The following is a 24168-nucleotide window of genomic DNA, read 5'->3' as shown; positions in this document are numbered from 1 at the left end:
AGAACACGCGGAAGCAGAAAATTAGCGCAGCGAGGCCCGCTTCAGCAGACCCACTGCATCGGGGCGGTCCAGCAGTGACCGGCTCACGTCCAGGCCATGGGCGCCGCGCTTGTGCTGCGCTGGCAGGGTGCCGGGGCGCAAAGTCCAGAAATCGTCCGGCAAAGCCGGGCTGGTCACCGGGTCAAGGAAGGTGCTCTCAGCCGCAATCCCCTCGGCATAGATGATGTGGTGACGGTCGAACAGAATCTGGAAGTAGTCGGCAAAGCCGCCGTCCAGCACCACCACGGTGCCGCCATTCACCAAGTCACGGGCGCGGACCAGGACCTCCGGCGCGCCGGCGCCGATTTCGTCGCTGCGCTGATAGACCATCAGCCGGTGGGCGGGGCTGACTATCAGGTCGTTTGCGTTGTTCAAGGCGCCCTGGCGGATCAGGATCGGGGCCAGATCCCCAACCGCGCGCAGGGTGGACTGGCCAACCCAGCGCACCTCCTGAATACCGTCATCCCGGGTCAGGACACGGTCGCCTGCGCGCATGTCTTCGATCAGGCGCTGCGCGCCGGTGGCCAGCGTGATACGGGTGCCGCGGGTAAAGGAGACGCAGGCGGATTGCGCCAGCTTGCGCCGGGCCGATTTGCGCCCGGCCTTGACCAGCGTATAGGGCATATGCGCCTGCAAAGGGGCCAGCGGCACCAGAAAAATACCGGCAATCAGCCCGTCACCGTCCACTTCGACCATTACCAGGATCTCGGTATTGGGGCCGCTATCGGGCATCAGCGTCAGCAGGCAGTCCAGATGCAGCGCCGCACCCGGGGTGCCCAGGGCGGTGTCGCCGGCGATGCGGAAACTGCCATCGTGATGGGTGGCGATGCTCAGCCGCTGCGGCGGCACCGGGTTGTTCAGCAGGTAGATGTCGTCCAGCACCAGGTCCTCGAGCACGCCTAGGGGATCGCCCATGTTGGCGCCGTATTCGACGCGGAAACGCTCGGCCGGGTAGGCCTGGACGGAGGAGAGGCTGGCGGTCAAAATCTGTCCCATGTGCGGCCGGTATTCGATTCCATATGCGGGCCCGCAGGCCGGGCCGTCAATTAGATTTGCTGTGAGAATGTGGCGGAAAGGGGGTGGGAAGGGGCAAATTTTCCGGCAGTTTCACGCTGCCGGCTGATTGCGGTCCGGCCGGCCTCGGGGCTGGCCATCCGGGTGCAGGCGGTGCAAGCTCCGCGAAACGGACAAGATTCCCGAGGGAGAACGACGATGGATCTGGGTATTTCGGGCAAGCGCGCGCTGGTCTGTGCCAGCAGCAAAGGGCTGGGTCTGGGCTGCGCCGAGGCGCTGGCAGAGGCTGGTGTGAACCTGGTGATGAACGCCCGCGGTGCGGAGGCGCTGGAGGTGTCAGCGCAGGCGGTCCGCGATAAGTACGGCGTGGATGTGGTCACCGTCGCGGCGGATGTGACCACCGAAGACGGTCGGAAACAGGTGCTGGATGCGGCTGGCGGCGTGGACATTCTGGTTACTAACGCGGGCGGCCCGCCGCCGGGCATGTGGACCGACTGGGACCGCGAGGATTTTATCAGCGCGCTGGATGCCAACATGCTGACCCCGATTGCGCTGATCAAGGCGCTGGTGCCCGGCATGATCGACCGCGGCTGGGGCCGGGTGGTCAACATCACCTCGGTTTCAGTCAAATCGCCGATCCCGGTGCTGGGGCTGTCGAATGCGGCGCGCGCGGGCCTCACCGGTTATGTTGCGGGCACCGCGCGGCAGGTGGCCGGCCAGGGCGTCATCATCAACAACCTGCAGCCCGGCATCCACGCCACTGACCGTGCCGTTTCGTTGGATGGCGGTGCGGCCAAGGCGCAGGGGATCACGGCTGAAGAAGCCAAGACACAGCGCTGCGCCACCATACCGGCGGGCCGCTATGGCACCCGGGCCGAGTTCGGCGCCACCTGCGCCTTCATGTGTTCGCAGCACGCCGGTTTCATGGTTGGTCAGAACATCCTTCTGGATGGCGGCGCCACCAACACCACGATGTAAGGAACCCAGAAATGGCCAGCGGTTTTTCCCTGAAAGACCAGCTGTTCAACCGCGACAAGGTCCGCTATCTGGCGGGCCTTTTTTCAGCGGCTGAGGCTGGATTTGATGCTGAGGCGTTTGAAGCCCAGGTGATGGCAAAACTGCCGGAGCTGGAGCTGAAGCAGCGGATCGTTTTGATTGCGCAAGTGCTGGCGGATCATCTGCCACAGGCTTTGCCCGAGGCTGCACCGATCCTGTTGAAAGCACTGCCGCCGCCATTGGATCCCGGCAAGAGCGACGATGATTTCGGCGATTTCATCTTTGCGCCCCTGGGGGAGTATGTGGCAGCCAAAGGCGCCGGGGCGCATCCCGGCCTGTCGCTTGACCTGCTGGAGCAGATCACCCAGCGGTTCTCCATGGAGTGGGCGATCCGCCCCTTTCTGAACCGCTGGCCGGATGTGGTTCTGGCGCGCTTGGGGGAATGGTCCACCCATTCCAGCTATCATGTACGGCGCCTTGTCAGCGAGGGCACCCGGCCGCGCCTGCCCTGGGGCGAGGCAGTGGGGCTGACCCTGTCGGATCCGCTGCCGCTGCTGGACCAGCTGCACGGCGACGGCACCCGCTATGTCACGCGGTCGGTCGCCAACCATCTGAACGACATTGCCAAAAAGGACCCGGACCTGGTGATGGACCGGCTGCAGGGCTGGCACGGTGCAGGGGTTCAGGACCGCAAGGAATTGGACTGGATGACCTCCCATGCCTTGCGCGGGCTGGTCAAGGCGGGCCATCCGCGGGCGATGGCGATGCTGGGCTATGACCCGGAACTGGAATTGGAAGCGCTGATTGAGGTGCCGGATAAGGTGCGTATCGGCGCGGCCTTGGATTTCACCTGCCGGCTGGAAGGCGCGGCTGGCGCGCCGGTTCTGGTGGATTATATCCTGCATTTCCAGCGCCCTGGCGGCAAGGCCTCGGCCAAGGTGTTCAAGCTGAAACAGGCAAAGATCACCAATGGCAGGCTGGAGCTGGCCAAGAAACACAGGCTGAAAGGCGATGCCACAACGTTCAAGCTGGTGCCCGGGCCGCACCGGATTGAGCTGATGGTGAACGGCAAAATACGGGCCGGAGCCGCGTTTGAGCTGCTGCCGGAAAGCTGAATCTTCTCCTTCCGCCCGGTCGATAGGCCGGGCAGCGCCGATCCCACCGCCCACGCTCCATCACAGTTGCGTCAGGCCGCCCGCTGCCAGGATTGCCGCCTATCTTGCACGCCGCTATCCCAGTGGTCCGGAACCACAGGAAAGGCGTCCCCATGAAACATGAAAACGTGCAGACCTATTACGGCGAGGTGCTGCAGGGCAGCGATGATCTCCAGACCAACGCTTGCTGCACTCCGGATGACATGCCGGACCATGTGAAGGCGGTTCTGTCGAAAATCCATGACGAGGTGCTGACCCGCTATTACGGCTGCGGGCTGATCGCGCCGGAAGCGCTGGCGGGTGCGCGGATCCTCGATCTGGGCTGCGGCGCGGGCCGCGATGTTTATGCGCTGTCTGCACTGGTGGGGGAGGCTGGCAAGGTTGTCGGTGTCGATATGACTCCGGCGCAGCTGGACGTCGCGCGCCGCCATCAGGACTACCACGCCGAGGCCTTTGGCTATGCTAAGTCGAACGTCGAATTTCATCGCGGGTTTATCGAGCAGCTGGAGGATCTGGACCTGGAGCCGGGCTCGTTTGACATCATCGTCTCCAACTGTGTGATCAACCTGGCCACCGACAAGGGCGCGGTGCTGCGCGGCGCGCATTACCTGCTGAAAGAGGGCGGCGAGATGTATTTTTCGGACGTCTATGCCGACCGCCGGGTGCCGCAGGCGATGGCGGAGGATGAGGTGCTCTATGGTGAATGCCTGTCCGGCGCGCTCTATTGGAACGACTTCCTGAGCATTGCAAAGGATTCCGGATTCAAAGACCCGCGCATGGTGGCCTCGCGGCTGCTGACGATCGAGAACCCGGCGCTGGAGGCACGTGTTCAACCGCTGAAGTTTCTCTCGGCCACCTACCGGTTGTTCAAACTGTCAGCACTTGAACCGGCCTGTGAGGATTACGGCCAGGCGGTGATCTACAAAGGCACCATCGAACACGCGCCGCATATCTTTGCGCTGGATGATCATCATGTGATCGAGGCGGGCAAGGTGTTTCCTGTCTGCGGCAATACCTGGATGATGCTGCAGGGCGGCCGTCTGGCGGCGCATTTCGACTTCATCGGCTCGTTTGACACTCACTACGGGATCTTTGCGGGCTGCGGTGGCAATTCGCCTTTCAACGGGCTGGAACAGGACGGTGCCGCACAGGGCTGCTGCTAGAGCGGCTTGCGGCCTTGCGGCAGGGTTGCTATCCCGGCGTGACCCCAGCGTTTCGCGCGGAAAACAGCCCCGAGGCCCCATGAACACTGCCCCCGCCGACCTGATCAGCACGCAAACGCCGCCGCGTCTGGAGATCCGCAGCATCAAGCGCTTCTTTGAGGGGCGCGCGGTGGTGGATGACGTTTCGCTGCAGATCCAGGCGGGGCAGGTGACCTGCCTGCTGGGGCCTTCGGGCTGCGGCAAATCCACCACGCTGCGGATGATCGCCGGGGTGGAGATGCAGGACAGCGGCGAGATTTACGTGGATGGCAGGCTGATCTGCGACACCGTGTTCCGGGTGCCGCCGGAGCGGCGAGAAATCGGGCTGATGTTCCAGGATTTCGCCCTGTTTCCGCACCTGAGCGTCGCGGACAACGTCGGTTTCGGCCTGAAGGGCAGCAAGGACGAAAAACGCGCCCGGGTTGAGGAACTCTTGAACCGGGTGGCGTTGAAACGTTTCATTGACGGCTACCCGCACCAGCTGTCGGGCGGCGAGCAGCAGCGGGTGGCGCTGGCCCGCGCGATTGCGCCGCGCCCTAGGATCATGCTGATGGATGAACCGTTCTCGGGGCTTGATAACCGTCTGCGCGACGGCATCCGGGATGAGACGCTGAGCCTGCTGAAGGAAGAAGACACCGCCGTTCTGCTGGTCACCCATGAGCCGGAAGAGGCGATGCGCATGGCCGACGAGATCGCGCTGATGCGCGGCGGGAAAATCGTGCAGCAAGGCGCGCCCTACAACGTCTATACCCATCCGGTGGACAAGGCCGCGGTTGCGTTCTTCAGCGATGTGAATGTTCTGAAGGCCGAAGTGCGCGGGGCATTGGCCGAGACCGCATTCGGCCAGTTTCTGGCCCCCGGCGTGCCGGATGGAACCGCGGTCGAGATCGTGTTCCGCCCGCAGCATCTGCGCATTGATTTCGACCGGGCTGGCAAGGGGCCGCTGCCGACCCCCAGCGACGGGGTGCCTGCGCGCGCGGTGGTGGAACGGGCGCGGTTCCTGGGCAGCGAGAGCCTGGTTGAATTCCGGATGGAGTTCGACGGCTCGATCCTGAGGGCCACGGTGCCCAATGTGTTCTTGCCGGAAAAGGGCCGGGTGATGTGGCTGACGGTGCGGCGCAACCGCTGTTTTGTCTTTCCTGCGTGATAGTTGAAGGGCATTTTTGTCTCCAAATAGACAGGAGGTGCAGTTGCAGGATAGCTATCGGATCAGGGCATTGAGCGGCGCGGAAATCCAGATTGCCGTTGACTGGGCCGCGCGTGAAGGCTGGAACCCCGGCCATCGGGACGCGGCCTGTTTCGGCTCCGCCGATCCAAAGGGGTTCTGGGGCGGTTTTCTGGACGGGCAGATGATTGCTTGCATCTCGGTGGTGAATTACGGGCAGGCGTTTGCCTTCCTCGGGTTCTACATCGTTGCATCACAGCATCGCGGGCAGGGGTATGGCTATGCCTTGTGGCAAAAGGCGCTGGAACACGCCGGGAGCAGGGTTGTTGGCCTGGACGGTGTGGTGGATCAGCAGGGGAACTACCGCCGCTCCGGCTTTGAACTGGCCTATCGCAACATCCGCTTTGGCGGGGTGCTGTCCGGCGGCGTGGCGGTTTCGCAGGATTATGAGGTGACACCGCTGACAGAACCAGGGGCAGAGCTGGAGGCGCTGGATGCCCGCGTCTTCCCAGCGCCGCGCCGGGGGTTCTGGCAGCATTGGCTGGGGGCTGAGGGGCATGTGTCCTGCGCCGCGCATCAGCATGGCGGCCTTGCTGCTTTTGGCACCCTGCGGCGCTGTGCCAGCGGCTGCAAGATCGGGCCGCTTGTTGCCACGTCGCGTCCGGCGGCAGAAGCGGTGCTGGCGCGGCTGCTGCAAGAACTTCCGGAAGGGCAGGCGGTGTTTCTGGATGTGCCGGAACCTCATGCTGCTGCGGTGGATCTGGCGCGCTCCCTGGGATTGGCGCCGGTTTTTGAAACCGCCCGGATGTATCGCGGTGCGGCGCCGCAGCTGGAAACGGATCTGATCTACGGTGTCACCAGTTTTGAGCTGGGATAGGGGGCGCTGCCCCCGGCCCTGCGGGCCTCCCCCGGAGTATTTTTGCAAAGGTGAATACCGGAACTCAGGAGCCGTATGGGTCGTAGTCCTGCAGCCGCTTGCCGGGTTCGTCGACGAAGAGTTCCGGCAGGGCGGAGGCGTCCTCGATCAGGTCGACGCGGAACACCCGGAAGGCATTACGGGTCTCGCACCAGGCGGTCAGGGTCCAGACCCGGCCCCAGTATTCCATGTGCAGAGGGCGGATCCTGCGGTCTGTCAGGGTGCCGTCGATGCGGCGGTAGCTGAGCTGCAGTTTCTGGCGGGCTTTGATGGCGGCGCGCAGGGCCGGCATATGGGCAAGGGCGCGCGCTGCGTCCGAGAAGGGGTAGACCGCGAATTTCCAGGCGTCGGCTTCGGCGATGGTCTGTTCCGGCAGCACTGCGTCCACCTTGGCCGCCAATGACTGGGCTGCGGATTTGAGGTCCGGGTCGGCGGCCTCGGCCACGATTGCCATGCCGAGATTCAGCGCTTCCAGTTCTTCCGGCGTCAGCGTCAGCGGTGGCAGGCTGATCTGCTCGCGCACCATATAGCCGACACCGCGCTCTCCTTCGACCGGCACGCCGGAAGCCGCCAGCGTATCCATGTCGCGGTAGATGGTGCGGGTCGAGACCTCCAGCCGTTCGGCAATGTCCAGGGCGCGGTGCAGCTTCCCGTCGCGCAGGATCTGGATGATTTCAAAAAGGCGGTCGGTGCGGCGCATGGGAACAACCCTTGGCGCGGGACAGGGTGCAAGGTCAAGAGCAGCGCCCGGCAGGACTGCCGGACGCCGCCGGGTTCAGATCAGGACGCCATGTCCCACAGCACGGTTTCATGGCGCATATTGGCGGTATCCGGCGCAATTGCTGCCATCAGATCGCCGCAAAAATCCTGATTGTGGAATTCCGCCGCGACCTTGCGGGCCGTTTCCATATCCCTCCAGATCACATAGTCGGTCCAGCTGCCGTCCTCTCCCTGGCTCAGCTGCCGGTGGACAAACCCTGCCTGGGCACGGACAAAAGCCTCGGTTGCCTGACTGAGAGAGACAAATTTCTCGGGACTCACGCCTGCGGCCAGTTTGAAAGTCACGATTTCGGCGACATGTTTGCTCATCACGTTTCTCCTTTGGTGTTTGTGATGGGGTGGATTTACCGGACTGCAACTGACATAAACCTGTCAGTTGACTGCTGGTTGCCTGCAAAAAACGCGGAATCCGAGGTTTGCGGGTGCATTGCGCGCGCAGAGTTGCTTTCGCTCAACGCGCAGCCCGCGCTAAACCCGTAGCGAATAATTCCACCGGCGCCGCTGATCCGCGCTGGAACAAGAAGGAGAGACTCTCATGCTCAACAACATCGGCCTGCCTGGCATTCTGCTTATCGCTGTCGTGGTTCTGGTCCTGTTCGGCCGCGGCAAGATTTCCTCGCTGATGGGCGAAGTCGGCAAAGGCATCACCTCGTTCAAGAAGGGCATCAGCGAAGGCAGCAAGGAGCTGGAAGAAGATACCGCCGCCGAAGCGAAAGACGTCACGCCCGAGACCGAAAAAGACAAGGCATAACCGTCTATGTTTGATCTTGGGTGGACCGAACTGCTGGTCATTGGCGTGGTCGCGCTGATCGTCGTCGGCCCCAAGGACCTGCCGGTGCTGTTCCGAAATGTGGGGCGGTTCGTGGGCAAGGCCAAGGGGATGGCGCGCGAATTCAGCCGGGCGATGCATGACGCGGCGGATGAGGCCGGGGTCAACGATATGGCCAAGGGCCTCAAGGCTGCATCGAACCCCATGGGCTCTGCCATGGACGGGGTGAAACAGGCAGCGCAGGAAATGGCTAAATCGATCGACCCGACCAAATTCGACCCCGAAAGCGAAACCGGCAAGCTGGCTGCTGAGCGGGCTGAGGACGCCAAGAAGATTCAGGCGTCTACTGCGCGTGCCGCAGCTGAACGCAAGGCGCGCGAGGCCGAAGCGGCGCTGGCCAAGGCCGAGGAAGCCGAGGCGGCGCTGAAGCCTGCGGCGCCGAAAACGGAAGAAGAGGCCAAATCATGAGCAACACGGATGAGATCGACGACTCAACCGCGCCGCTGATCGAGCATCTGGCTGAACTGCGCAACCGGCTGATTCATTCGGTTGCGGCCTTTATCGTCGGTATGGTGATCTGTTTTACCGTTGCGACGCCGGTGTTCAACTTTCTCACTGCGCCCCTGTGCCAGGTGCTGGCCGAGGGCGGACAGGACTGTGCGCTGATCTTCATCAGCCCGCAGGAGGGTTTCTTTGTCGCGATCAAGATCTCCTTCCTGGGCGGCTTTATCCTGGCATTTCCCTATATCGGCTTCCAGATGTGGCGCTTTGTGGCGCCGGGGCTTTACAAGAATGAAAAGGGCGCGTTCCTGCCCTTCATGATTGCCTCGCCCTTTATGTTCATCCTGGGCGCCAGCTTTGCCTTCTACGTGGTGACACCGCTGGCCTATGACTTCTTCCTTGGGTTCCAGCAGTTCGGCACCAGCGGCGAAGCTGTCACCGGCGAGGAAGTGAACCAGGGCCTTAGCGTGGTCTTCCAGGGCTCGGCGCAGGAATATCTGAACCTGACCATCAAGTTCATCGTGGCCTTTGGCCTGTGCTTCCAGCTGCCGGTGCTGCTGACGCTGATGGGCAAGGCCGGGCTGGTCAGCGCCGACGGCCTGGGCGCCGTCCGCAAATATGCGGTGGTGGCGATTCTGGTGCTGGCAGCATTGGTGACGCCGCCGGATGTGATCACGCAAGTGATCCTGTTTGTGGTGGTCTACGGCCTCTACGAGATCTCGATCTTCCTGGTCCGCCGGGTTGAGGTCAAGCGTGAAGCCAAGCTGCGCGCTGAGGGGTACTATGACGATGAGGATGATGGCGCGGACGAGATGGACGCCCATCCCGACGATCCGATGATGGCTGAATTCGAAGCTGAAGACGGCAAAGACAAGTAGGCCGGCGATGGCATGAAACAGAAAGGCGCGCTGGCAACGGTGCGCCTTTTTCCTTTCTGCGAGAATTGATCTATGGCAGTGAAATCAGGTCTCCGGCCTTGACGTCCGCAGTCAGCCCTTGTTCGCAGCGCTGATTATCTTGCGCATCAGCCCCTTGAACTGTTCTCTCTCCTCCTTTGACAAAGGGGCAAGGGATTGCTCGTTCTGTGCGTTGGCGGCCTGATATGCGCTGTCCCGCGGAGCCTGTCCTGCTGCAGTCAGCCAGATTTGCTGTGACCGCGCGTCCGACGGGTGTTTCTTCCTGACGATCAGCCCGTCTCTTTCCATGCGGTTCAGCGTGTTTGCAAGGGTCGCCTGTTCCAACGCCAGTTTTTCAAGCAGCTCGCGCTGGGTCACCCCGTCTTTGACCCAGAGTTCCAGCAGAATCGGGAATTGCCCAATGGTAATCCCAAGCGGGGTAATACGTTCCTGCAAACCGGCGGCAAACAGGCGGGCGGTGTGATTCACCAGATAACCCGCAGAGGTTTGTTTTTCGAATTTCATGTGTCAGATCTGCACTTGAATAGCATGCTATGCAATGATACATAGCATGCTATGTTAATGTGAAAGGAGCCAGCATGCCTGGAATTGCAGAACTTGACGCCGCCGTCACACTTGCCGAACAGATGGATGCCGAAGAAGGCCCGGTTGTTCTGATGAACCTGTTCACCATCGACCCGGCTGACGAGCAAGCCCTGTTGGATGCCTGGGCGCATGACGCTGATTTCATGAAGGCGCAGCCCGGGTACATTTCGACACAGATGCACAAGGGTATCGCTGGCAGCGCGACCTATGTGAACTATGCTGTCTGGCAGGACGTGCAAAGCTTTCGCGCGGCATTCATGCACCCCGAATTCCAACGCCGCATTGCACAGTACCCGGAAAGCGCAACCGCCAAGCCGCATCTCTTCAAAAAATTGGCTGTCGCCAATCATTGTGTCGCTTGATTTATTCCGGATCAGATTGAAATGAAACAGAAAATCCATGCAGCCGCTGGTGTTGCCGCCTTCCTGATTATCCTGACGTTCTGGACGTCCACAGTGCTCAGCGAGATTTTGGGAACACCGGAAACCATTGCTCTGGTCAAATCCAGAATCCTAATGGGAATGTTTGCGCTGATCCCGGCGATGGTCCTTGCCGGGGGCTCTGGCATGGCGATCGGACGCCGGCGCAAGGATGCCCCGGCCCGTGCAAAAATGAAGCGCATGCCCCTTATTGCCGCAAATGGAGTGCTGGTTCTCCTGCCGGCAGCATTCTTTCTTGAGGCACGGGCAAGCGCCGGAAATTTTGACGTTGCCTTCATCGTCGTGCAGGGCATTGAGTTGTTAGCCGGTGCGCTGAACCTTGCAATGATGGGCTTGAACATCCGGGATGGCCGCAGAATGGCCGCACGCAGAAAAAGCATGGCCTAGGCTTGCGGCCATGCTCCCTGTCTCTCCGCTCTTGCCGCCCCGCCTGGAACATGCTTTGAAATCCGGCAACTGACGGACGGAGGCACCCCATGGACCAGATCGCATTGACCCGTATCGCCGAGGCGCTGGAGCGGATGGCGCCGGCACCTTTGGATACACCTGATTTCGACGCGGCCCGCGCCTTTGTCTGGCATGTTGGGCCGGAGCGTCTGGAAGCGGTGGAACAGGTCAACCGGGTTGATCTGGATCTGCTGGTCGGCATCAACCGCTCCCGCGATACGCTGCTGGAAAACACCCGCCGGTTTGCCCAAGGGTCCGCCGCTAACAACGCGTTGTTGTGGGGCGCGCGGGGGATGGGGAAATCCAGCCTTGTCAAAGCCGTGCATGGCGCGCTGGCGGCCGATCACCCGAAGCTGAAACTGGTGGAGCTCCAGCGCGAGGATCTGCCCTCGGTGGCGCGTCTGTTGAACCACCTGCGCGGTTCGGAGAACCGGTTTATCCTGTTTTGCGACGACCTGTCGTTCAGCCATGACGACCAGCATTACAAAAGCCTCAAGGCGGTGCTGGACGGCGGTATCGAGGGTCGGCCGGAAAATGTGGTGTTCTACGCCACCTCGAACCGGCGCCACCTGATGCCGCGGGACATGATTGAGAACGAACGCTCCAGCGCCATCAACCCGTCGGAAGCGGTGGAGGAGAAGGTGTCGCTGTCGGACCGGTTCGGCCTGTGGCTGGGTTTCCATCCGTGTGATCAGGACGAATATCTGGCGATGATTGCGGGCTATTGCGCAGCTTACGGCGTCCAGGCGGATGCAGAGGAGCTGCGGGCGGCGGCGATTGAATGGCAGGCGACCCGCGGCGCGCGGTCGGGCCGGGTGGCCTGGCAGTTCTTTACCGACTTGGCCGGGCGGCACGGGGTGGCGCTGCGATAGGCCGCAACGAGCCCCGCAAAACCCGAAACAAGAAAAGCCCGGCGATTTTGCCGGGCTTTCGTTTGTTCGCAGGTCCTTACCGCCGTCAGTTCAAGTAGCTCAGCGGGTCGATACTCTCAAATCCGTCGCGCACTTCGAAATGCACATAGGCATCGTCGCCGCCGCGCAGCGACGCGATGCGCTGGCCGCGGACCACGCTTTCGCCCTTCTTCACGGTGATATTGCCAACGTTCTGATAGACCGTCAGCAGTTTCTGGCTGTGGCGGATCACCACAATCGGCACATTATTGGAATCCTTAGTGATCGCAGCCACAGTTCCGGCCTCGGCGGCATTCACCGGCGCACCGGCAGCGGCAGCGATGTCGATACCGTCATTACGCCCCTTGGAGTAGGTTTTGACGATCTTGCCCTGCACCGGATAGGCCATGGCAGCACTGCTGGCGCGGGTGGGTTTGGGCAGCTCCGGCTTGGGCAGGGTTTCCGCCGCAGGTTTGACAGCGGCGGGCTCGACCTTTTCCTCCGGCAACGGCTGGCTGGCGCTTGGCGGCACCGGCGTTTCGGAACCGGCCCCCGGTTCGGTGACTGCCACGGCAGCAGCGGCTGGGGCCGGCCGGGGTGCGGGCTCTTCTTTCAAGGGGATCAGCAGGAACTGGCCTTCGCGCACCGCAAAATCGCTGCCCAGGCCGTTCCATTCCGCCAGCGATTTCACCGGCACCTGGTAAAGCCTTGAGATGGTATAGGCGGTCTCGCCGCGTTTCACCTTGTGGCGCACCGGCTCGGGGCCGGCCTGCACCTTGGGCGGCTGCGGCTTGGGCACCGGCTGGATTGCAGTAGGGGTGACGGAACCGGGGTTGGGCGAGGTCAGCGGCGCGGTGTCAATGGCCTGGCCCGCCAGCGTTGCAATATCGACGGATCCCGCAGTGGCGCTGCCAGGCAGGCTGTCCGGCGCGCGGCGCGGCAGCGCCAGCACTTCGCCCTGGCGCATCTTGTCACCGGTTTCCATGCCGTTGAACCGGGCCACTTCCGCAGGCGGCAGGCCGATGCGGGCCGCGACGTCCGAAACCGTATCGCCGCGCTGCGCCACCGCCACCTGATAAGAGGGGTAGGAGATCAGGCCGCGGGCATCCGGCGAAGGCCGGTTCGCGGTTGCAGACTGCGCCGCGCCTGCCGTGTTAAAGGCGCCCAACTGGCCGCGCAGATCGTAGTCCAGCGGGCCCTGGCAGGCGGCCAGCACCCCGGTTAGCATCCCGGCCAGCGGCAATGCGGCCAGCAGCCTTGCACGGGGCAGGCCGCGGAATGCGGTCCGGTTGGGGGGGGTCCGGGTCATTTTGCTCTCCTCAAAACACGCTTCCCCTTTTTCGCGGGGGTTCGCTCGCGTCAATCACTATAGCCCATGCCGTCCGGGGGGCGGCTGAAATCCGCCGGTAGTTTACGTGTCCTTGCCCAATCCCTCAAGCAGCGGCACAAAGCGCACCGGGCGCAACTCGTCATAGTCCAGCCCGTCTTCGGTTTTGCGCACCCGGATCAGGGTCTGCACATGGTCGGATTGCCCCACCGGCAGCACCATGATGCCGCCGGTCTTGAGCTGCGCCAGCAGGGGGCTTGGCGGATCTTCGGCGGCGGCGGTCACGATGATACGGTCAAACGGCGCCTGTTCGCTCAGGCCGTGGCTGCCGTCGCCGACCAGCGAGGTCACATTGGCAAGCTGCAGCTGCTCGAACACGGCCCGCGCCTCGCGCACCAGCCTTGCGTGGCGGTCGATGGTATAGACCCGGCGTGCCAGCTTTGACAGGATCGCCGCCTGATAGCCGGAACCGGTGCCGACCTCCAGCACCGTGTCGCGCGGAGAGATCTGCAGCGCCTGGGTCATCATGCCCACGATAGAAGGCTGCGAGATGGTCTGGCCGCAGGCAATCGGCAGCGGCACGTCCTCATAGGCGCGTTCAGCAAAGATGCCGCGCACAAACATGCCGCGGTCGATCGCTTCGATGGCTTCCAGCACCCGCTGCTCCGTCACCCCGCGCGAACGCACAGAGAACAGGAATTGCATCTTGGTTTCGGGATCGGGGCCGCTCATTCAATTGCCTTCAGCGCGTTCAATGCATCGCGCGCGGTCAGGTCGGCACGCATCGGAGTGACAGAGATATAACCGTCGAGGTTGACCGCGGCGTCCGAACCGGCGGCGGTCTCGACCTGCTGGTTGCCGCCGCGGATCCACAGGCAGCGGCGCCCGGTGGGCGACAGCTGTTCTTCCGCGGAAAAATGGCTGCCGCGGCGGAACCCTTGGGTGGCCACGCGGGCCCCCTTCACCTCTGCGGCCGGGACCGGCGGGAAGTTGATATTGTAAAACAGCATATAGTCCTGCCCGTCCTGCGGCTGGGCGGCCAGGATCTTTTTCACCAGCGCAGCCCCATGCGCGGCGGCGGCCTCAAACGGATTGTCCGTCTCGCGGTTGGCAGGGCCGTAATACTGCGACAGCGCCATCGCCGGGATGCCCTGCAGTGCGGCTTCCATGGCGCCCCCAAGGGTGCCGGAATAGAGCGCGTTTTCAGCCGAGTTGTTGCCGCGGTTCACACCGGACAGCACCAGGTCGGGTTTTTCGCCCTGCATCACCACATGAACGCCCGCCAGCACACAATCGGCAGGCGAGCCTTCGGCGGCAAAGCGGTGCTCGCCCAGCTGGCTGAGCATGGTGGGGCGGGTGTAGCTGATGCAATGGCCGACGCCGGATTGTTCAAACGCCGGGGCCACGGTCCAGACCTCGCCGTCCGGGCCTGCGACCTCATGGGCGATGGCGTCCAGGACCTTCAGCCCTTCGGCGCTGATGCCGTCGTCATTGGTGATCAGTATGCGCATGGGGTGTCTGCCTGCCGTGTTCAACCGGGTTTTCGATTGAATAGGACCTGTGCCGGAACGGGGCAAGGGTTTCGCAGAGTGAAGCCGGATCAGCCGCAAAGCGGGGCAGGGAGGCAACAGACCGGACAGGGCGCTCCCGCCCCCTGGGCCTGCATCAAAGATGCCGTCCCGGGCGTTGGGCCGGGCGCCGCGCTGGCGCGCGGCGCGGGCTGACAGTCAGCGTCAGTCTGCCAGGATCTGCGGCAGCAGGCGCGCGGCCTCGACCTGGATCGGGGTCAGTGCATCGCGGTTCTCGCCCGGGTGGAAACGGGCGCGCAGGGCTGTGGCCATCGGCTGCGGCTCCAGGATCCGCACCTGCGGGCCGGTGCGGCCGGTTTCCGCCTGCCAGCTGCGGGCCAGCGCCATCTGCGCCGCCTTGGTGGCGCCATAGGTGCCATAAAACTTCTCGCCCGCGCGTGCGTCATCAAAGAACACTGCGCGGCCCGATTGGCCCAAAAGCGGCGCGACATAGGGGATCAGCACCGAGGTCGCAGTGGCGTTGACAGCCACGGCCTTGGTCCAGTCCTTGGCAGCCACAGAAGGCGCCGGGCAAAGCGCGGTTGCGTGGATCGCGGTGTGCAGCCACAGGTCCAGCTTGCCCCAGCGGTCGTGGATGCCACGGCAGAGCGTTGCCATCGCCTCGGGCACGGTGATGTCCATCGGCGCCAGGGTGGCAGAGCCACCTGCGGCCTTGATGCGGTCATCCAGCTCTTCCAGCGCGCCGGTGGTGCGGGCCACGGCAACAATGTGATGGGTGGGCGCAAGCGCCTCGGCCAGGGCGTTGCCAAGGCCGCGCGACGCGCCGGTGATGAGAGCGATTTTATCTGTCATGGCACGTCTTGTGGGCTGCGCGCTCGGGCAGGTCAAGGGGCGGCGGACCAGGCCAGGAATTTTGGAAAAATCCCGGCAAATTTCTTCGAAGAAATTTGTGTTGCGGAACCGGGCTGCTTCAGCCGCCAGGCATGGAAAGGCGTTGGCTTTCGCCCTTGGAATTCAGGATCAGCCCCTTGGCGTCTATTGCCACCACCTGGCCCGATGACAGGCGGCTGCCGCGCGACACCTTGCGGGTGCGGCCCGACGGCAGCCGGATCAGTGCAGTCATACTGTCCTCTGGACCGAACAGCCCCAGCAGGCTCAGGTTGCCGCGGTTCATTGCATTGGTCTGAGTCGCAAGCCCTGCCACTTTGGCAGAGGTGCCGGCCTCGGTCTCTGTGTTCGACATACCGTCCGTTCCTCATTAATCCGGACGTATCTGGGCTGCCGCAGGCTGCGTATCAAGCCGCAACCGGCGCGGCGGCATCTGTATCGGCGGGAAGCCGCGGACGGCTGCAACGGGACCGCGAGACCCGGTGCCGCAGTGCCCGTTCAGGCGTCATAAACCAGCGACGGCAGGTCGTGCCCATAGGCATAGAGCAGCTCCAGAAGCTCCTCCAGGTCGGCGCCGTCCTTTTGGAGCGGATAGAGCGGATGGTTCTGCTCGGTGACCCTTAGTTCAGGATATTCACCGCCGGGACGCATCTCCAGCATGCAGCCCGCAGGCACCGGCATGTCGGGCGGGATCGCATTGGCCAGCCAGGCCGGGCGGTCGCCCAGCTTTTCCGTCTCGCGCATCTCAAACAAGTCGAGATAGGCATCGAAATCATCGCGGCTGAGACTGGCCCAGGTGCCCAGGATGAACTCCTCGCCGCGGCTGTTTGCCAATGGCACTGCCAGCACCGCGCGGATAAAACGCAATTCGCCAAGGCGGCAGAAATCATCCGTCAGAATATCGCCGCGGGTGGCCAGCACAGCAGAGTTGTCCTCCACCTCCATATCCTCGGAACAGATGTCGGGCCGGTCGCAGCTGAGGCTCAGCAGTTGCGCAAAGGTAGCGCCGCAGCAGCGGCACTGGCGCGGAGAGGTCAGCATGCGGGCAAGATGCGCGTCCAAAAGGCGGCCTTTCATCTGGAAGCATAGGAAAAGGCGCGGGCCGTCACGGCCAGCGCCTCCCCATGCACTGTTGGCGGCCCTCATACGCGGATGAGGCCGGAAGTTCAAACCCCCATGAAACGCGGGGACGCCAGCCTCAGCCGGTCGCCAGTTTCGAGGCGTTCCAGGAGGCGCCGGGGGCCGGCATGTCCTGGATCTTGGCGCTGACCCGGCTGCTGCCTTCCAGCGCATCCAGGTATTCAGCCGTCACCCCGGTGATGTAGTTGCCGTCAAAGCAGGAGCAGTCAAAGCCCTGGATGTCCGGGTTGCCTTCCTGCGCCGCCCAGATCAGGTCGTCGAGCTTTTGGTAGAACAGCGCATCGGCGCCCAGCTCTTCGCGGATTTCGTCGATGCTGAGGCCGTTTGCGATCAGCTCGTGCTTGGTCGGCATGTCGATGCCATAGACGTTCGGGTATTTCACCGGCGGTGAGGCAGAGGCGATGTAGACCTTCTTGGCGCCCGCATCGCGGCACATTTGCACGATCTTTTTAATCGTGTTGCCGCGCACAATGGAATCGTCGATCAGCAGCACGTTGCGGCCCTTGAACTCCAGCGGGATGGCATTCAGTTTGCGGCGCACCGACTTCTGGCGTTCTGCCTGGCCCGGCATGATAAAGGTCCGGCCCACATAGCGGTTCTTCACCAGCCCTTCGCGGTAGCGGATACCGGTGGAGTTGGCGACTTCCAGCGCCACGGGGCGCGCCGAATCAGGTACCGGGATGATGCTGTCGATTTCCAGTCCCGCGTCCTGGATCTGCTTGGCCAGCGCTTGGCCCATGCGCAGCTGGGTTTTGTAGACCGACACACCGTCCATCATCGAATCAGGCCGCGCCAGATAGACATATTCGAAAATACAGGGGGTCAGCTTGCCCTCGACCGCCTGGAAGCTGTGCATGTTGCCGTCCAGATCAACCAGAATGGCCTCGCCCGGCTTTACGTCGCGGATCTTTTCAAACCCGTTGATGCCGAACGCCACGTCTTCGGAGGCAAAGCAGAAATCCTCGCCGCCGCTTTGTGCCGGGCGTCTGCCCACGGACAGCGGGCGGATGCCATTGGGGTCGCGGAACGCCAGCATGCCGACACCGGCGATCATGCACAGCACCGAATAGGCGCCCTGGATCCGCTCCATGGTCATCTTCACACCGGCAAAGATGTTGCGGACGGGTTCCGCATTGCCGTTGACCTTGATCGCGTCAGCCACCTTGTCGGCCAGCACGTTCAGCATGATTTCGGAATCGGACGTGGTGCGCAGATGGCGGCTGTACTTACCGGTCACCTTTTCGCGCTGCTCGGCGGTATTGGTGATATTGCCGTTGTGAACCAGATAGATGCCATAAGGCGCGTTCACAAAGAACGGCTGCGCTTCGGCCGCACTCAGCGAGCCCGCGGTGGGATAGCGGACATGGCCGATGCCGGTCTTGCCGGTCAGGGTGTCGGCATCCTGCGGGCCGAACACATCCTTGACCAGGCCGTTTTCCTTGCGCTCGCGAAAGAACTCGCCGGTGTAGGTCACAATCCCCGAGGCGTCCTGGCCGCGGTGCTGCAGCATCAACAGCCCGTCATATATCTCCGCAAAGACATCTGTGTCCCGGCTTGCGATCCCCAAAATCCCGCACATTGGCTGGCTCCAATCCCACTTAGGCTTTGCTGTTCGGTTGCTGAAGGAAGCGGCTCGGATGGCAGTCTAGCGCATTTTGCGTCGCTTGCGCCAATCCGGCTGACCAAGCCGCGCCAAGCGGCCATGCCGGCAGACCGGCCGGAGCCAAGGCGCCGAATGCGTCTCCAAAGCCCGGCGCCATGCGCGTCAGGTCAGATCCACAAGGGCAGGCGGGCAGCGTCTGCAGCAGCGGCAAGGCGGTGTGGCTCCGAATCCGTTTCCTGTTCCGGCCCTCACATAGTGCCTTTCGCCGCGGCTGTCATCAAAGGATCACAAATCCGATGCCGCACCGCGGCAACGGGGACGGGGAGGGATGTTCCCGGCGGCGGCATCAATGCAGCGTCAGCAATGAAACAGCCCCCACCAGAATAAGGCTCAGCGCCCAGACCAGATCCAGGTTGAACCAGCCCTTGGACAGGAACTTCAGCCCCAGCCAGTGGTAAACGCCAAGCGCCAGCCCGCCGCCGGCTGCGGTCATGGCAAGGGTATGGGCCAGGGCCACGGTGACGGCGATACCGGCATTGCGGCCCATCAGCGTAAAGGCGGCGGCGTGGCCTGCACTTTCGTCCGGGCCGCAAAGACCCAGATAGACCGGCACCAGCATCAGCCCGGCGCCATGCGCCATCGCTGCCAGAAACGACCACAGCGCCAGCCGCGACGGCGGCACCCGCGCCAGAAAGCGGGGATGTCGTCGGTTGATCAGCAGATACCCCCCCAGCGCAATCACCAGACAGGCCGCACCGATGCGGATTTCCACATGCCATTCCGTCAGCCACAGCAGCGCCGAAAACGGCAGCAGGATCGCAGTCATTGCCAGAAGATGGCCAAAGGCCAGCGCCAGCAGCGCCTTGAACAGGCTGGTTTTGCGGCGCTCCATCAACGCAGAAGAGACCGCCAGCGGCCATCCCATCCCCGGGTTCACCCCGTGATAAAGCCCCGAGGCAACGACGGCCCACCACAGGGCCGCCGCCGTTGAGGGTTCCGTCACCCGTCAGACGGAGGGATAGCAGAAACTGTCGGTAGAGCAGTCGCCCCCCTCCAGCCGGATCTGATGACTGCGGTAGCCTTTGGGGAAGTCGATGTAGAAATCCTTATCCAGCTCCAGCCCGCCGCCGTCACCCACGTTGGCCATCACCATCTGGCCGCCTTCGTCATCAGGATAGAACTGGTCGTCCCAGGTGGAATAAAGCGAATTGGTCCAATAGACCCGCTTGCCGTCGCGGCTGATCTCAACCATCTGCGGGCCATAGGCAAAGCTCTTGCCGTTCGGATGCTTGGCGCCGCGGGCAATACCGCCCAATTCAACCTTGCCGGCCAGCTTGGGGTTCATCGGGTCAGAAACATCATACTGATGCATTTCCCCCAACCCCCAGCACGCCACATACAGGTATTTGTCGTCCAGGCTCAGGTCGATATCGGTGACCAATGGCGGCACCGCCTCAAACCCCTGCAGCAGCGGCGGCAGGTTTTCGGGTTTTTCGGGCCGCGGGTCGATGGTGATGGTCTTCTTGGCCTCGAATGTGCCGTCATCCTTCTGCCACCAGGTGAAAATCGCGCCCTGCAGGTTGGTGGTATCCACCACCACGCCGCAAAAGCCATAATCTTTGGACGGATCATGCGCGGGCCGGATTTCCAGCGCCATTTGGTGGTTTTCACCCAGGTCGATGGTCTGCACGTTCTTGCGCTCACGCAGATTCCAGAAATGGATCGAATGGCCGTATTTGTTGCTCAGCAGATCTTCGGCCACGATGCCGTTTTCAAACTGCGGCGGTAGGCCCCATTCGGAGCTCACCATGTAATCGCGCGGCAGGTTCCACCAGAAATCATAATGCTTGTCCTGCGCGCCCCGGTCCATCTCATAACGGCCCAGAATGTCGAAAGTCTCGCAATCCATGATAAAGATGCCCGGCGGCCCGTCAGTGCCGTCTTCGCCGCCGCCGCCCAGGGTCGAGACATAGATGCCCTCAGGCCCGCAATGAATGGTGTGCGGGCGGGAATAGCCGGTTTTGGCAAACAGTTCTTCGGGTTCGATGATCTTGTGGATCTTCGCCTCTCGCGGCTCCTTAACATCGATTACATAGATACGGCTGGAGCGGATGCCGGGAATGATCAGATAGCGCCGCTCCAGAAACGCGTGTCCGGTCAGCGGCGACAGCGCCGAAGAACAGGCGTTCCAGCCGAAATGATGAAATTCGTCACCCTTGTTGGGCATGATCAGCTGATGCACGATGTCGCCGTAGCTGTCCGATTTGGGATCCACATCGACAACCGCCAGCCCGTCAGGCTGCGAACCATCGGGGCTGAGCATAAGGGTAAAAGCCAGCGTCTCGGCCGGGGCTTCCATGGCTAGCCTGGGGGTGGCATGGAATGTGGGGTCGGGCCGCAAATTCATCGTCAAATCCTCCCTGAAACGGGCGCCATTTGTTCTGTCATGCGTCTCGGCGCCTGCGCTGATGCTGGCACACATTCAAATTCCGGGCAATTTTTTTTGAAATGACGCTGCTGCGCGAAACATTTTCCCGGTTTTGTGCGGTATGCGGCCGGTTGTCAGCCAGTTGCGTTCTGCGGTCAGGATGCTGTTCTTCCCGCCCGGTGGCCGCGTCCTGCAAAGAAAAGGCCCGCACAAAGACGGGCCCGAGGGGGGGAGGAAAAGTCTTGGGGGGCTTGGCCCCGGTGATCAGGCTGCCAGAATACGGTCCAGCAGGTTGTCCAGCGGGGACGGCAGGCGGGCGTCAGTTTCACCCATACCGGTTGCTGAAAGGGCGCGGCCTTCGTCGCTGGCCAGCACCTGGCGGGTCTCGGAAAGCGACAGCTGGTGAAAGGCGGAGTCTTCAGCAACATCGCCTGCGGGCAGCAGCATGCCGCTTTCGGCCCAGACCAGCTCTTCTTCTTCAAACTCGAAATGGATGCGGCCCAGACGCTCGGGCGCAACTGCGGTGATGCCTTTGTAACCGGTCAGAGCAATCAGCTTGGTGACCACCACCGGCAGGCCGAACAGGCGCTCGGCAGTGTCCATTTCCAGCGCCACTTTCTGGTCCGAGGGCAGCATCAGGTCGGTATCGTTGCCCAGGGCGCCGGCCGGGACATGCATGCATGTGGTCAGGCGCGGCACTGCGTGGCGGACCGCCTTCACTTCCTGGGCGCCGCCGTCAAAGGTGAACACCTTCTCGCCGGGCTTCACGTCGCGGGCCTGCTTAAAGCCTTCTTCGGTCTCCACCAGCGTTGCGGCCAGAAAGCCGCCGCTGCGGATACGGTTGCGTTTCGGGGCAGGGGCCGCAGACTGCGTGTGCGGCAGCGGATTGGTCAGCAGCAGCACATCAACCGGCTGGTAGTCAGCAAAATCTGTGGTGTGGTCCAGCTGCATTGTGTCGTCCCTTCTGAGCGTCTTAGCCCGGCGTTTTGCCGTTGAAGCCATCAGGCCCCGGAATTGGGACCAAATTGGGGCGGGCGTGCGTCCCATTTCGGGATGGCGCGATTTTTCCGGGACAAAAGCGGCCATTTCAGGGGGATTGTTAACTGTTTGACGGGGCAGGCTGAGGATTTGTTAAGATTTACCGCAAGTTTGATGATCCGGATTTTGCTCGCTCTGCACGTGATTCCTTTTGGTTAACAAGACGTTAATCATCGATTATCTCGTTAACCATCTAGTCCGGCTGCTTGTGGATAACTGTGTGAACGCTTTGAAATCAAAGCAAAACGGGCGCCCAAGGGGCGCCCGCGTGTCTGTCTTAAGGTGGTAATCCTTAGGTATTACTGACCGCAGGACCCGATCAGCGCTTCATACTGCTCGGTGACCCAGCCCAATGCCTGCTCCGGGTTGCGCTCCTCAATCTTGCCGATCAAACGCTCAAACACTTCGGCCGAGCGGCTTTCGTCAACGATTGTGAAGCTCTGTCCGGTCATCACCACATTGTAGAGGAAGAAGGCTATCGCCACCAAAAGAATGCCGCGCAAGACGCCAAAGAAGAAACCCGCGCCCTGGTCCAGCCCGCCGAGCGCCGAGCGCTGCACCAGGGTGGAAAACAGCGGCGTAAAGAAGGAGACCACGATCAGCGCCAGGGCAAACACCGCGGCAAAGGCCGCGATGATCGACAATTCGCAGCTGTCGGCAATGAATTCGCCGATCACCGGGATCTCGGCCATCAGGGGTTCCACCTGCGGCGCAAAGATAAAGGCGAGCACGCCCGCGGCGATCCAGCCTGCAATGGCCATCGCTTCGCGCACGAAGCCGCGTGAATAGGCCAGCAGCGCCGATACGACGATGACCAGGGCCACGACCCCGTCGATGATTGTGAAACCTTCCATGTCCCTCGCCCGTTTGCCTGCGATAAATTTTTTGCGACCTTAGCCGGCCCCGAAGAATTCGCCAACAAAACCGGCCAGATCGCTGGACTTTCGCAAGTTCAGACCGTTCACGGACACAGTTTTACTGCCGCCAGGGGCAATCGCCGCCGTGAAACCAAGTTTTTGCGCCTCTTTCAACCGGTTTTCGGTCTGCGGGGCCGGGCGCAGGGCTCCGGATAGCGAAATTTCTCCGAAAACCACCGTATCGGCGGGCAAAGCCATGTCTTCCCGCGCGCTCAGCAGCGCTGCGGCCACCGCAAGGTCTGCCGCAGGCTCCGAGATCTTCATGCCGCCCGCCACGTTCAGATAGACATCCAGACCTGCAAACGGGATGCCGCAGCGCGCTTCCAGGACAGCCAATATCATCGCCAGCCGCGATGAATCCCAGCCGACAACAGCGCGGCGCGGCTGGGAATGGGGCGAGGGCGCAATCAGTGCCTGCATCTCGACCAGAACGGGCCTGGTGCCCTCGATCCCTGCAAACACCACTGAACCGGGCGACGGTTCGCCGCGTTCGGACAGAAACAGGGCCGAGGGGTTGATGACCTCAGCCAGCCCGCCGCCGGTCATTTCAAACACGCCGATCTCATCCGCCGGGCCAAAGCGGTTTTTGACCGCCCGCAGGATGCGGAACTGATGGCCGCGCTCACCCTCGAAATAGAGCACCGTGTCGACCATATGCTCAACAACGCGGGGGCCGGCGATCTGGCCGTCCTTGGTGACATGGCCGACCATGATGATCGACACCCCGTTGCGTTTGGCAAAGGTGGTCAGCTCATGCGCAGCAGCCCGCACCTGGCTGACCGACCCCGGCGCGCTGTCCACGTGGTCGGACCACATGGTCTGGATGGAGTCGATAATAGCCAGTTGCGGTTTCTCAGCTTCCAGCGTCGTCAGAATATCACGCAGGTTGGTCTCGGCAGCCAGCTGCACCGGCGCATCCGTCAGCCCCAGCCGCTGCGCCCGCATCCGTACCTGGGCGCTGGCTTCCTCGCCGCTGACATAGATGGTCTTGACACCGGCCTTGGCAAACCGGGCTGCCGCTTGCAGCAAAAGGGTGGATTTGCCGATCCCCGGATCGCCGCCGACCAGAATGGCCGAGGCCGCCACCAGGCCGCCGCCCAGCACCCGGTCCAGTTCCCCCACGCCGCAGCAGGCGCGCGGCGGCGGGGTTTCGCGGGTTGCAAGATCACTCAGCGGGATGGTGCGCCCGCGTTTGACGCCCAGCGACTTCTTCGAGGGGCCGGAGCTGAGCCCCTTGTCCTCGGAAATCGTGTTCCATTCGCCGCAGCCTTCGCAGCGGCCCGACCATTTGGAGAAGCTCGCACCGCAGGCCGAGCAGGAGAAAGATGTTTTTGCCATGCCGGATCAGTGGCAGATGTTTCTGTTTTGTTCAAGGGCCGTGAACCTTGACGCGCGGTTGGTGCGGGCTGTCACGGCAAAAGCGAGGCTCTGCCTCGCGCTCCGGGATATTTGGGGCCAGAAGAAGCGGGCTTCTTTTTGGTTG

The 24168-nt window shown here is 62.5% G+C and carries 27 protein-coding genes; 11 read left to right on the top strand and 16 right to left on the bottom strand.

The features are described from left to right. Window positions 1-21: 21 nt before the first annotated feature. Window positions 22-1035 (bottom strand): Hint domain-containing protein, encoded by a 1014-nt coding sequence (locus L1069_RS04125; RefSeq protein WP_129371374.1) that lies wholly within the window; start codon window positions 1033-1035, stop codon window positions 22-24. A 216-nt stretch (window positions 1036-1251) separates the two neighbouring features. On the opposite strand from L1069_RS04125, the gene L1069_RS04120 reads away from it, so the two are divergent. The 5 genes from L1069_RS04120 to L1069_RS04100 all read left to right on the top strand — a co-directional run bounded on the left by L1069_RS04120 (window position 1252) and on the right by L1069_RS04100 (window position 6447). Then, window positions 1252-2031 carry an SDR family oxidoreductase gene (locus L1069_RS04120; RefSeq protein ID WP_237454871.1) on the top strand — a complete coding sequence of 260 codons (780 nt, stop codon included), beginning with the start codon at window positions 1252-1254 and terminating at the stop codon, window positions 2029-2031. 11 nt (window positions 2032-2042) lie between these two features. After that, the gene (locus tag L1069_RS04115) at window positions 2043-3164 is read left to right on the top strand and encodes a hypothetical protein (RefSeq protein WP_237454870.1); all 1122 of its coding nucleotides are present in this window, start codon (window positions 2043-2045) and stop codon (window positions 3162-3164) included. A gap of 152 nt (window positions 3165-3316) precedes the next feature. Next, window positions 3317-4366 carry a methyltransferase domain-containing protein gene (locus L1069_RS04110; RefSeq protein WP_237454869.1) on the top strand — a complete coding sequence of 350 codons (1050 nt, stop codon included), beginning with the start codon at window positions 3317-3319 and terminating at the stop codon, window positions 4364-4366. A 79-nt stretch (window positions 4367-4445) separates the two neighbouring features. Continuing rightward, window positions 4446-5552, top strand: a complete 1107-nt coding sequence (locus tag L1069_RS04105) for an ABC transporter ATP-binding protein (protein ID WP_211037671.1) — start codon at window positions 4446-4448, stop codon at window positions 5550-5552. A gap of 43 nt (window positions 5553-5595) precedes the next feature. After that, complete coding sequence (locus L1069_RS04100; RefSeq protein ID WP_237454868.1) at window positions 5596-6447, top strand: GNAT family N-acetyltransferase; 852 nt, start codon at window positions 5596-5598, stop codon at window positions 6445-6447. 64 nt (window positions 6448-6511) lie between these two features. Here the strand turns inward: L1069_RS04100 and L1069_RS04095 are convergent, their stop codons facing one another. Beyond that, complete coding sequence (locus L1069_RS04095; RefSeq protein ID WP_237454867.1) at window positions 6512-7186, bottom strand: YafY family protein; 675 nt, start codon at window positions 7184-7186, stop codon at window positions 6512-6514. Between the two features lie 80 nt (window positions 7187-7266). Beyond that, window positions 7267-7575, bottom strand: a complete 309-nt coding sequence (locus tag L1069_RS04090) for a hypothetical protein (RefSeq protein WP_129371367.1) — start codon at window positions 7573-7575, stop codon at window positions 7267-7269. A 226-nt stretch (window positions 7576-7801) separates the two neighbouring features. On the opposite strand from L1069_RS04090, the gene L1069_RS04085 reads away from it, so the two are divergent. The 3 genes from L1069_RS04085 to tatC are packed head-to-tail and all read left to right on the top strand — an operon-like array spanning window position 7802 to window position 9414. Continuing rightward, window positions 7802-8017: a twin-arginine translocase TatA/TatE family subunit gene (locus L1069_RS04085; protein ID WP_129371366.1), complete on the top strand. Its 216-nt coding sequence runs from the start codon at window positions 7802-7804 to the stop codon at window positions 8015-8017. 6 nt (window positions 8018-8023) lie between these two features. Further along, window positions 8024-8503, top strand: a complete 480-nt coding sequence (gene tatB / locus L1069_RS04080; protein WP_134829554.1) for a Sec-independent protein translocase protein TatB — start codon at window positions 8024-8026, stop codon at window positions 8501-8503. Continuing rightward, window positions 8500-9414, top strand: coding sequence for a twin-arginine translocase subunit TatC (gene tatC / locus L1069_RS04075; protein ID WP_237454866.1), 915 nt, complete (start codon window positions 8500-8502; stop codon window positions 9412-9414). The genes tatB and tatC overlap by 4 nt, the downstream gene beginning before the upstream one ends. A 111-nt stretch (window positions 9415-9525) precedes the next feature. Here tatC and L1069_RS04070 read toward each other — a convergent pair whose 3' ends face one another. After that, window positions 9526-9957, bottom strand: coding sequence for a MarR family winged helix-turn-helix transcriptional regulator (locus L1069_RS04070; protein ID WP_134829555.1), 432 nt, complete (start codon window positions 9955-9957; stop codon window positions 9526-9528). A gap of 74 nt (window positions 9958-10031) precedes the next feature. Here L1069_RS04070 and L1069_RS04065 point away from each other — a divergent pair, with 74 nt between their 5' ends. The 3 genes from L1069_RS04065 (at window position 10032) to L1069_RS04055 (ending at window position 11797) form a co-directional block, all read left to right on the top strand. Continuing rightward, entirely contained in the window at window positions 10032-10400 is a 369-nt protein-coding gene (locus L1069_RS04065) for an antibiotic biosynthesis monooxygenase family protein (protein WP_129371362.1), read from the top strand. 21 nt (window positions 10401-10421) lie between these two features. Further along, a complete protein-coding gene (locus L1069_RS04060; protein ID WP_129371361.1) occupies window positions 10422-10865 on the top strand; it encodes a hypothetical protein in 444 nt (147 codons plus the stop codon). 89 nt (window positions 10866-10954) lie between these two features. After that, window positions 10955-11797 carry an ATP-binding protein gene (locus tag L1069_RS04055; protein WP_237454865.1) on the top strand — a complete coding sequence of 281 codons (843 nt, stop codon included), beginning with the start codon at window positions 10955-10957 and terminating at the stop codon, window positions 11795-11797. A gap of 85 nt (window positions 11798-11882) precedes the next feature. Here L1069_RS04055 and L1069_RS04050 read toward each other — a convergent pair whose 3' ends face one another. The 12 genes from L1069_RS04050 to radA all read right to left on the bottom strand — a co-directional run bounded on the left by L1069_RS04050 (window position 11883) and on the right by radA (window position 24023). Next, window positions 11883-13124: a peptidoglycan DD-metalloendopeptidase family protein gene (locus L1069_RS04050; RefSeq protein WP_211037669.1), complete on the bottom strand. Its 1242-nt coding sequence runs from the start codon at window positions 13122-13124 to the stop codon at window positions 11883-11885. 102 nt (window positions 13125-13226) lie between these two features. Continuing rightward, a complete protein-coding gene (locus tag L1069_RS04045; RefSeq protein WP_129371358.1) occupies window positions 13227-13874 on the bottom strand; it encodes a protein-L-isoaspartate(D-aspartate) O-methyltransferase in 648 nt (215 codons plus the stop codon). Next, a complete protein-coding gene (gene surE, locus L1069_RS04040; RefSeq protein WP_237454864.1) occupies window positions 13871-14653 on the bottom strand; it encodes a 5'/3'-nucleotidase SurE in 783 nt (260 codons plus the stop codon). The genes L1069_RS04045 and surE overlap by 4 nt, the downstream gene beginning before the upstream one ends. A gap of 222 nt (window positions 14654-14875) precedes the next feature. After that, on the bottom strand, window positions 14876-15523 hold the full coding sequence (locus L1069_RS04035; protein WP_129371356.1) for an SDR family NAD(P)-dependent oxidoreductase: 648 nt from the start codon (window positions 15521-15523) through the stop codon (window positions 14876-14878). 118 nt (window positions 15524-15641) lie between these two features. Beyond that, window positions 15642-15914, bottom strand: a complete 273-nt coding sequence (locus tag L1069_RS04030; protein WP_129371355.1) for a hypothetical protein — start codon at window positions 15912-15914, stop codon at window positions 15642-15644. 143 nt (window positions 15915-16057) lie between these two features. Next, a complete protein-coding gene (locus L1069_RS04025; RefSeq protein ID WP_129372927.1) occupies window positions 16058-16600 on the bottom strand; it encodes a DUF2199 domain-containing protein in 543 nt (180 codons plus the stop codon). A gap of 157 nt (window positions 16601-16757) precedes the next feature. Next, entirely contained in the window at window positions 16758-18278 is a 1521-nt protein-coding gene (purF, locus tag L1069_RS04020) for an amidophosphoribosyltransferase (RefSeq protein ID WP_129371354.1), read from the bottom strand. 370 nt (window positions 18279-18648) lie between these two features. Further along, window positions 18649-19305 carry a hypothetical protein gene (locus tag L1069_RS04015; RefSeq protein WP_237454863.1) on the bottom strand — a complete coding sequence of 219 codons (657 nt, stop codon included), beginning with the start codon at window positions 19303-19305 and terminating at the stop codon, window positions 18649-18651. A 3-nt stretch (window positions 19306-19308) separates the two neighbouring features. After that, on the bottom strand, window positions 19309-20709 hold the full coding sequence (locus L1069_RS04010; protein ID WP_237454862.1) for a selenium-binding family protein: 1401 nt from the start codon (window positions 20707-20709) through the stop codon (window positions 19309-19311). A gap of 285 nt (window positions 20710-20994) precedes the next feature. Next, a complete protein-coding gene (locus L1069_RS04005) occupies window positions 20995-21681 on the bottom strand; it encodes a Hint domain-containing protein (RefSeq protein ID WP_237454861.1) in 687 nt (228 codons plus the stop codon). A gap of 386 nt (window positions 21682-22067) precedes the next feature. Further along, window positions 22068-22622 (bottom strand): CvpA family protein, encoded by a 555-nt coding sequence (locus tag L1069_RS04000; RefSeq protein WP_237454860.1) that lies wholly within the window; start codon window positions 22620-22622, stop codon window positions 22068-22070. A gap of 39 nt (window positions 22623-22661) precedes the next feature. Next, entirely contained in the window at window positions 22662-24023 is a 1362-nt protein-coding gene (gene radA / locus L1069_RS03995; protein WP_237454859.1) for a DNA repair protein RadA, read from the bottom strand. Window positions 24024-24168 lie beyond the last annotated feature (145 nt).

Source organism: Leisingera sp. MMG026, from assembly GCF_021654205.1.
Classification (GTDB): domain Bacteria; phylum Pseudomonadota; class Alphaproteobacteria; order Rhodobacterales; family Rhodobacteraceae; genus Leisingera.
Note: the sequence above shows the minus strand (reverse complement) of the source record. Positions and strands in the feature narration are given on the sequence as shown.

Excerpts from the sequence above, each read along its gene's own strand:
- L1069_RS04125 (WP_129371374.1), bottom strand. The coding sequence starts at position 1,035 with ATGGGACAGATTTTGACCGCCAGCCTCTCCTCCGTCCAGGCCTACCCG.
- L1069_RS04120 (WP_237454871.1), top strand. The coding sequence starts at position 1,252 with ATGGATCTGGGTATTTCGGGCAAGCGCGCGCTGGTCTGTGCCAGCAGC.
- L1069_RS04115 (WP_237454870.1), top strand. The coding sequence starts at position 2,043 with ATGGCCAGCGGTTTTTCCCTGAAAGACCAGCTGTTCAACCGCGACAAG.
- L1069_RS04110 (WP_237454869.1), top strand. The coding sequence starts at position 3,317 with ATGAAACATGAAAACGTGCAGACCTATTACGGCGAGGTGCTGCAGGGC.
- L1069_RS04105 (WP_211037671.1), top strand. The coding sequence starts at position 4,446 with ATGAACACTGCCCCCGCCGACCTGATCAGCACGCAAACGCCGCCGCGT.
- L1069_RS04095 (WP_237454867.1), bottom strand. The coding sequence starts at position 7,186 with ATGCGCCGCACCGACCGCCTTTTTGAAATCATCCAGATCCTGCGCGAC.
- L1069_RS04090 (WP_129371367.1), bottom strand. The coding sequence starts at position 7,575 with ATGAGCAAACATGTCGCCGAAATCGTGACTTTCAAACTGGCCGCAGGC.
- L1069_RS04085 (WP_129371366.1), top strand. The coding sequence starts at position 7,802 with ATGCTCAACAACATCGGCCTGCCTGGCATTCTGCTTATCGCTGTCGTG.
- tatB (WP_134829554.1), top strand. The coding sequence starts at position 8,024 with ATGTTTGATCTTGGGTGGACCGAACTGCTGGTCATTGGCGTGGTCGCG.
- tatC (WP_237454866.1), top strand. The coding sequence starts at position 8,500 with ATGAGCAACACGGATGAGATCGACGACTCAACCGCGCCGCTGATCGAG.
- L1069_RS04070 (WP_134829555.1), bottom strand. The coding sequence starts at position 9,957 with ATGAAATTCGAAAAACAAACCTCTGCGGGTTATCTGGTGAATCACACC.
- L1069_RS04065 (WP_129371362.1), top strand. The coding sequence starts at position 10,032 with ATGCCTGGAATTGCAGAACTTGACGCCGCCGTCACACTTGCCGAACAG.
- L1069_RS04060 (WP_129371361.1), top strand. The coding sequence starts at position 10,422 with ATGAAACAGAAAATCCATGCAGCCGCTGGTGTTGCCGCCTTCCTGATT.
- L1069_RS04055 (WP_237454865.1), top strand. The coding sequence starts at position 10,955 with ATGGACCAGATCGCATTGACCCGTATCGCCGAGGCGCTGGAGCGGATG.
- L1069_RS04050 (WP_211037669.1), bottom strand. The coding sequence starts at position 13,124 with ATGACCCGGACCCCCCCCAACCGGACCGCATTCCGCGGCCTGCCCCGT.
- L1069_RS04045 (WP_129371358.1), bottom strand. The coding sequence starts at position 13,874 with ATGAGCGGCCCCGATCCCGAAACCAAGATGCAATTCCTGTTCTCTGTG.
- surE (WP_237454864.1), bottom strand. The coding sequence starts at position 14,653 with ATGCGCATACTGATCACCAATGACGACGGCATCAGCGCCGAAGGGCTG.
- L1069_RS04035 (WP_129371356.1), bottom strand. The coding sequence starts at position 15,523 with ATGACAGATAAAATCGCTCTCATCACCGGCGCGTCGCGCGGCCTTGGC.
- L1069_RS04030 (WP_129371355.1), bottom strand. The coding sequence starts at position 15,914 with ATGTCGAACACAGAGACCGAGGCCGGCACCTCTGCCAAAGTGGCAGGG.
- L1069_RS04025 (WP_129372927.1), bottom strand. The coding sequence starts at position 16,600 with ATGCTGACCTCTCCGCGCCAGTGCCGCTGCTGCGGCGCTACCTTTGCG.
- purF (WP_129371354.1), bottom strand. The coding sequence starts at position 18,278 with ATGTGCGGGATTTTGGGGATCGCAAGCCGGGACACAGATGTCTTTGCG.
- L1069_RS04010 (WP_237454862.1), bottom strand. The coding sequence starts at position 20,709 with ATGAATTTGCGGCCCGACCCCACATTCCATGCCACCCCCAGGCTAGCC.
- L1069_RS04005 (WP_237454861.1), bottom strand. The coding sequence starts at position 21,681 with ATGCAGCTGGACCACACCACAGATTTTGCTGACTACCAGCCGGTTGAT.
- L1069_RS04000 (WP_237454860.1), bottom strand. The coding sequence starts at position 22,622 with ATGGAAGGTTTCACAATCATCGACGGGGTCGTGGCCCTGGTCATCGTC.
- radA (WP_237454859.1), bottom strand. The coding sequence starts at position 24,023 with ATGGCAAAAACATCTTTCTCCTGCTCGGCCTGCGGTGCGAGCTTCTCC.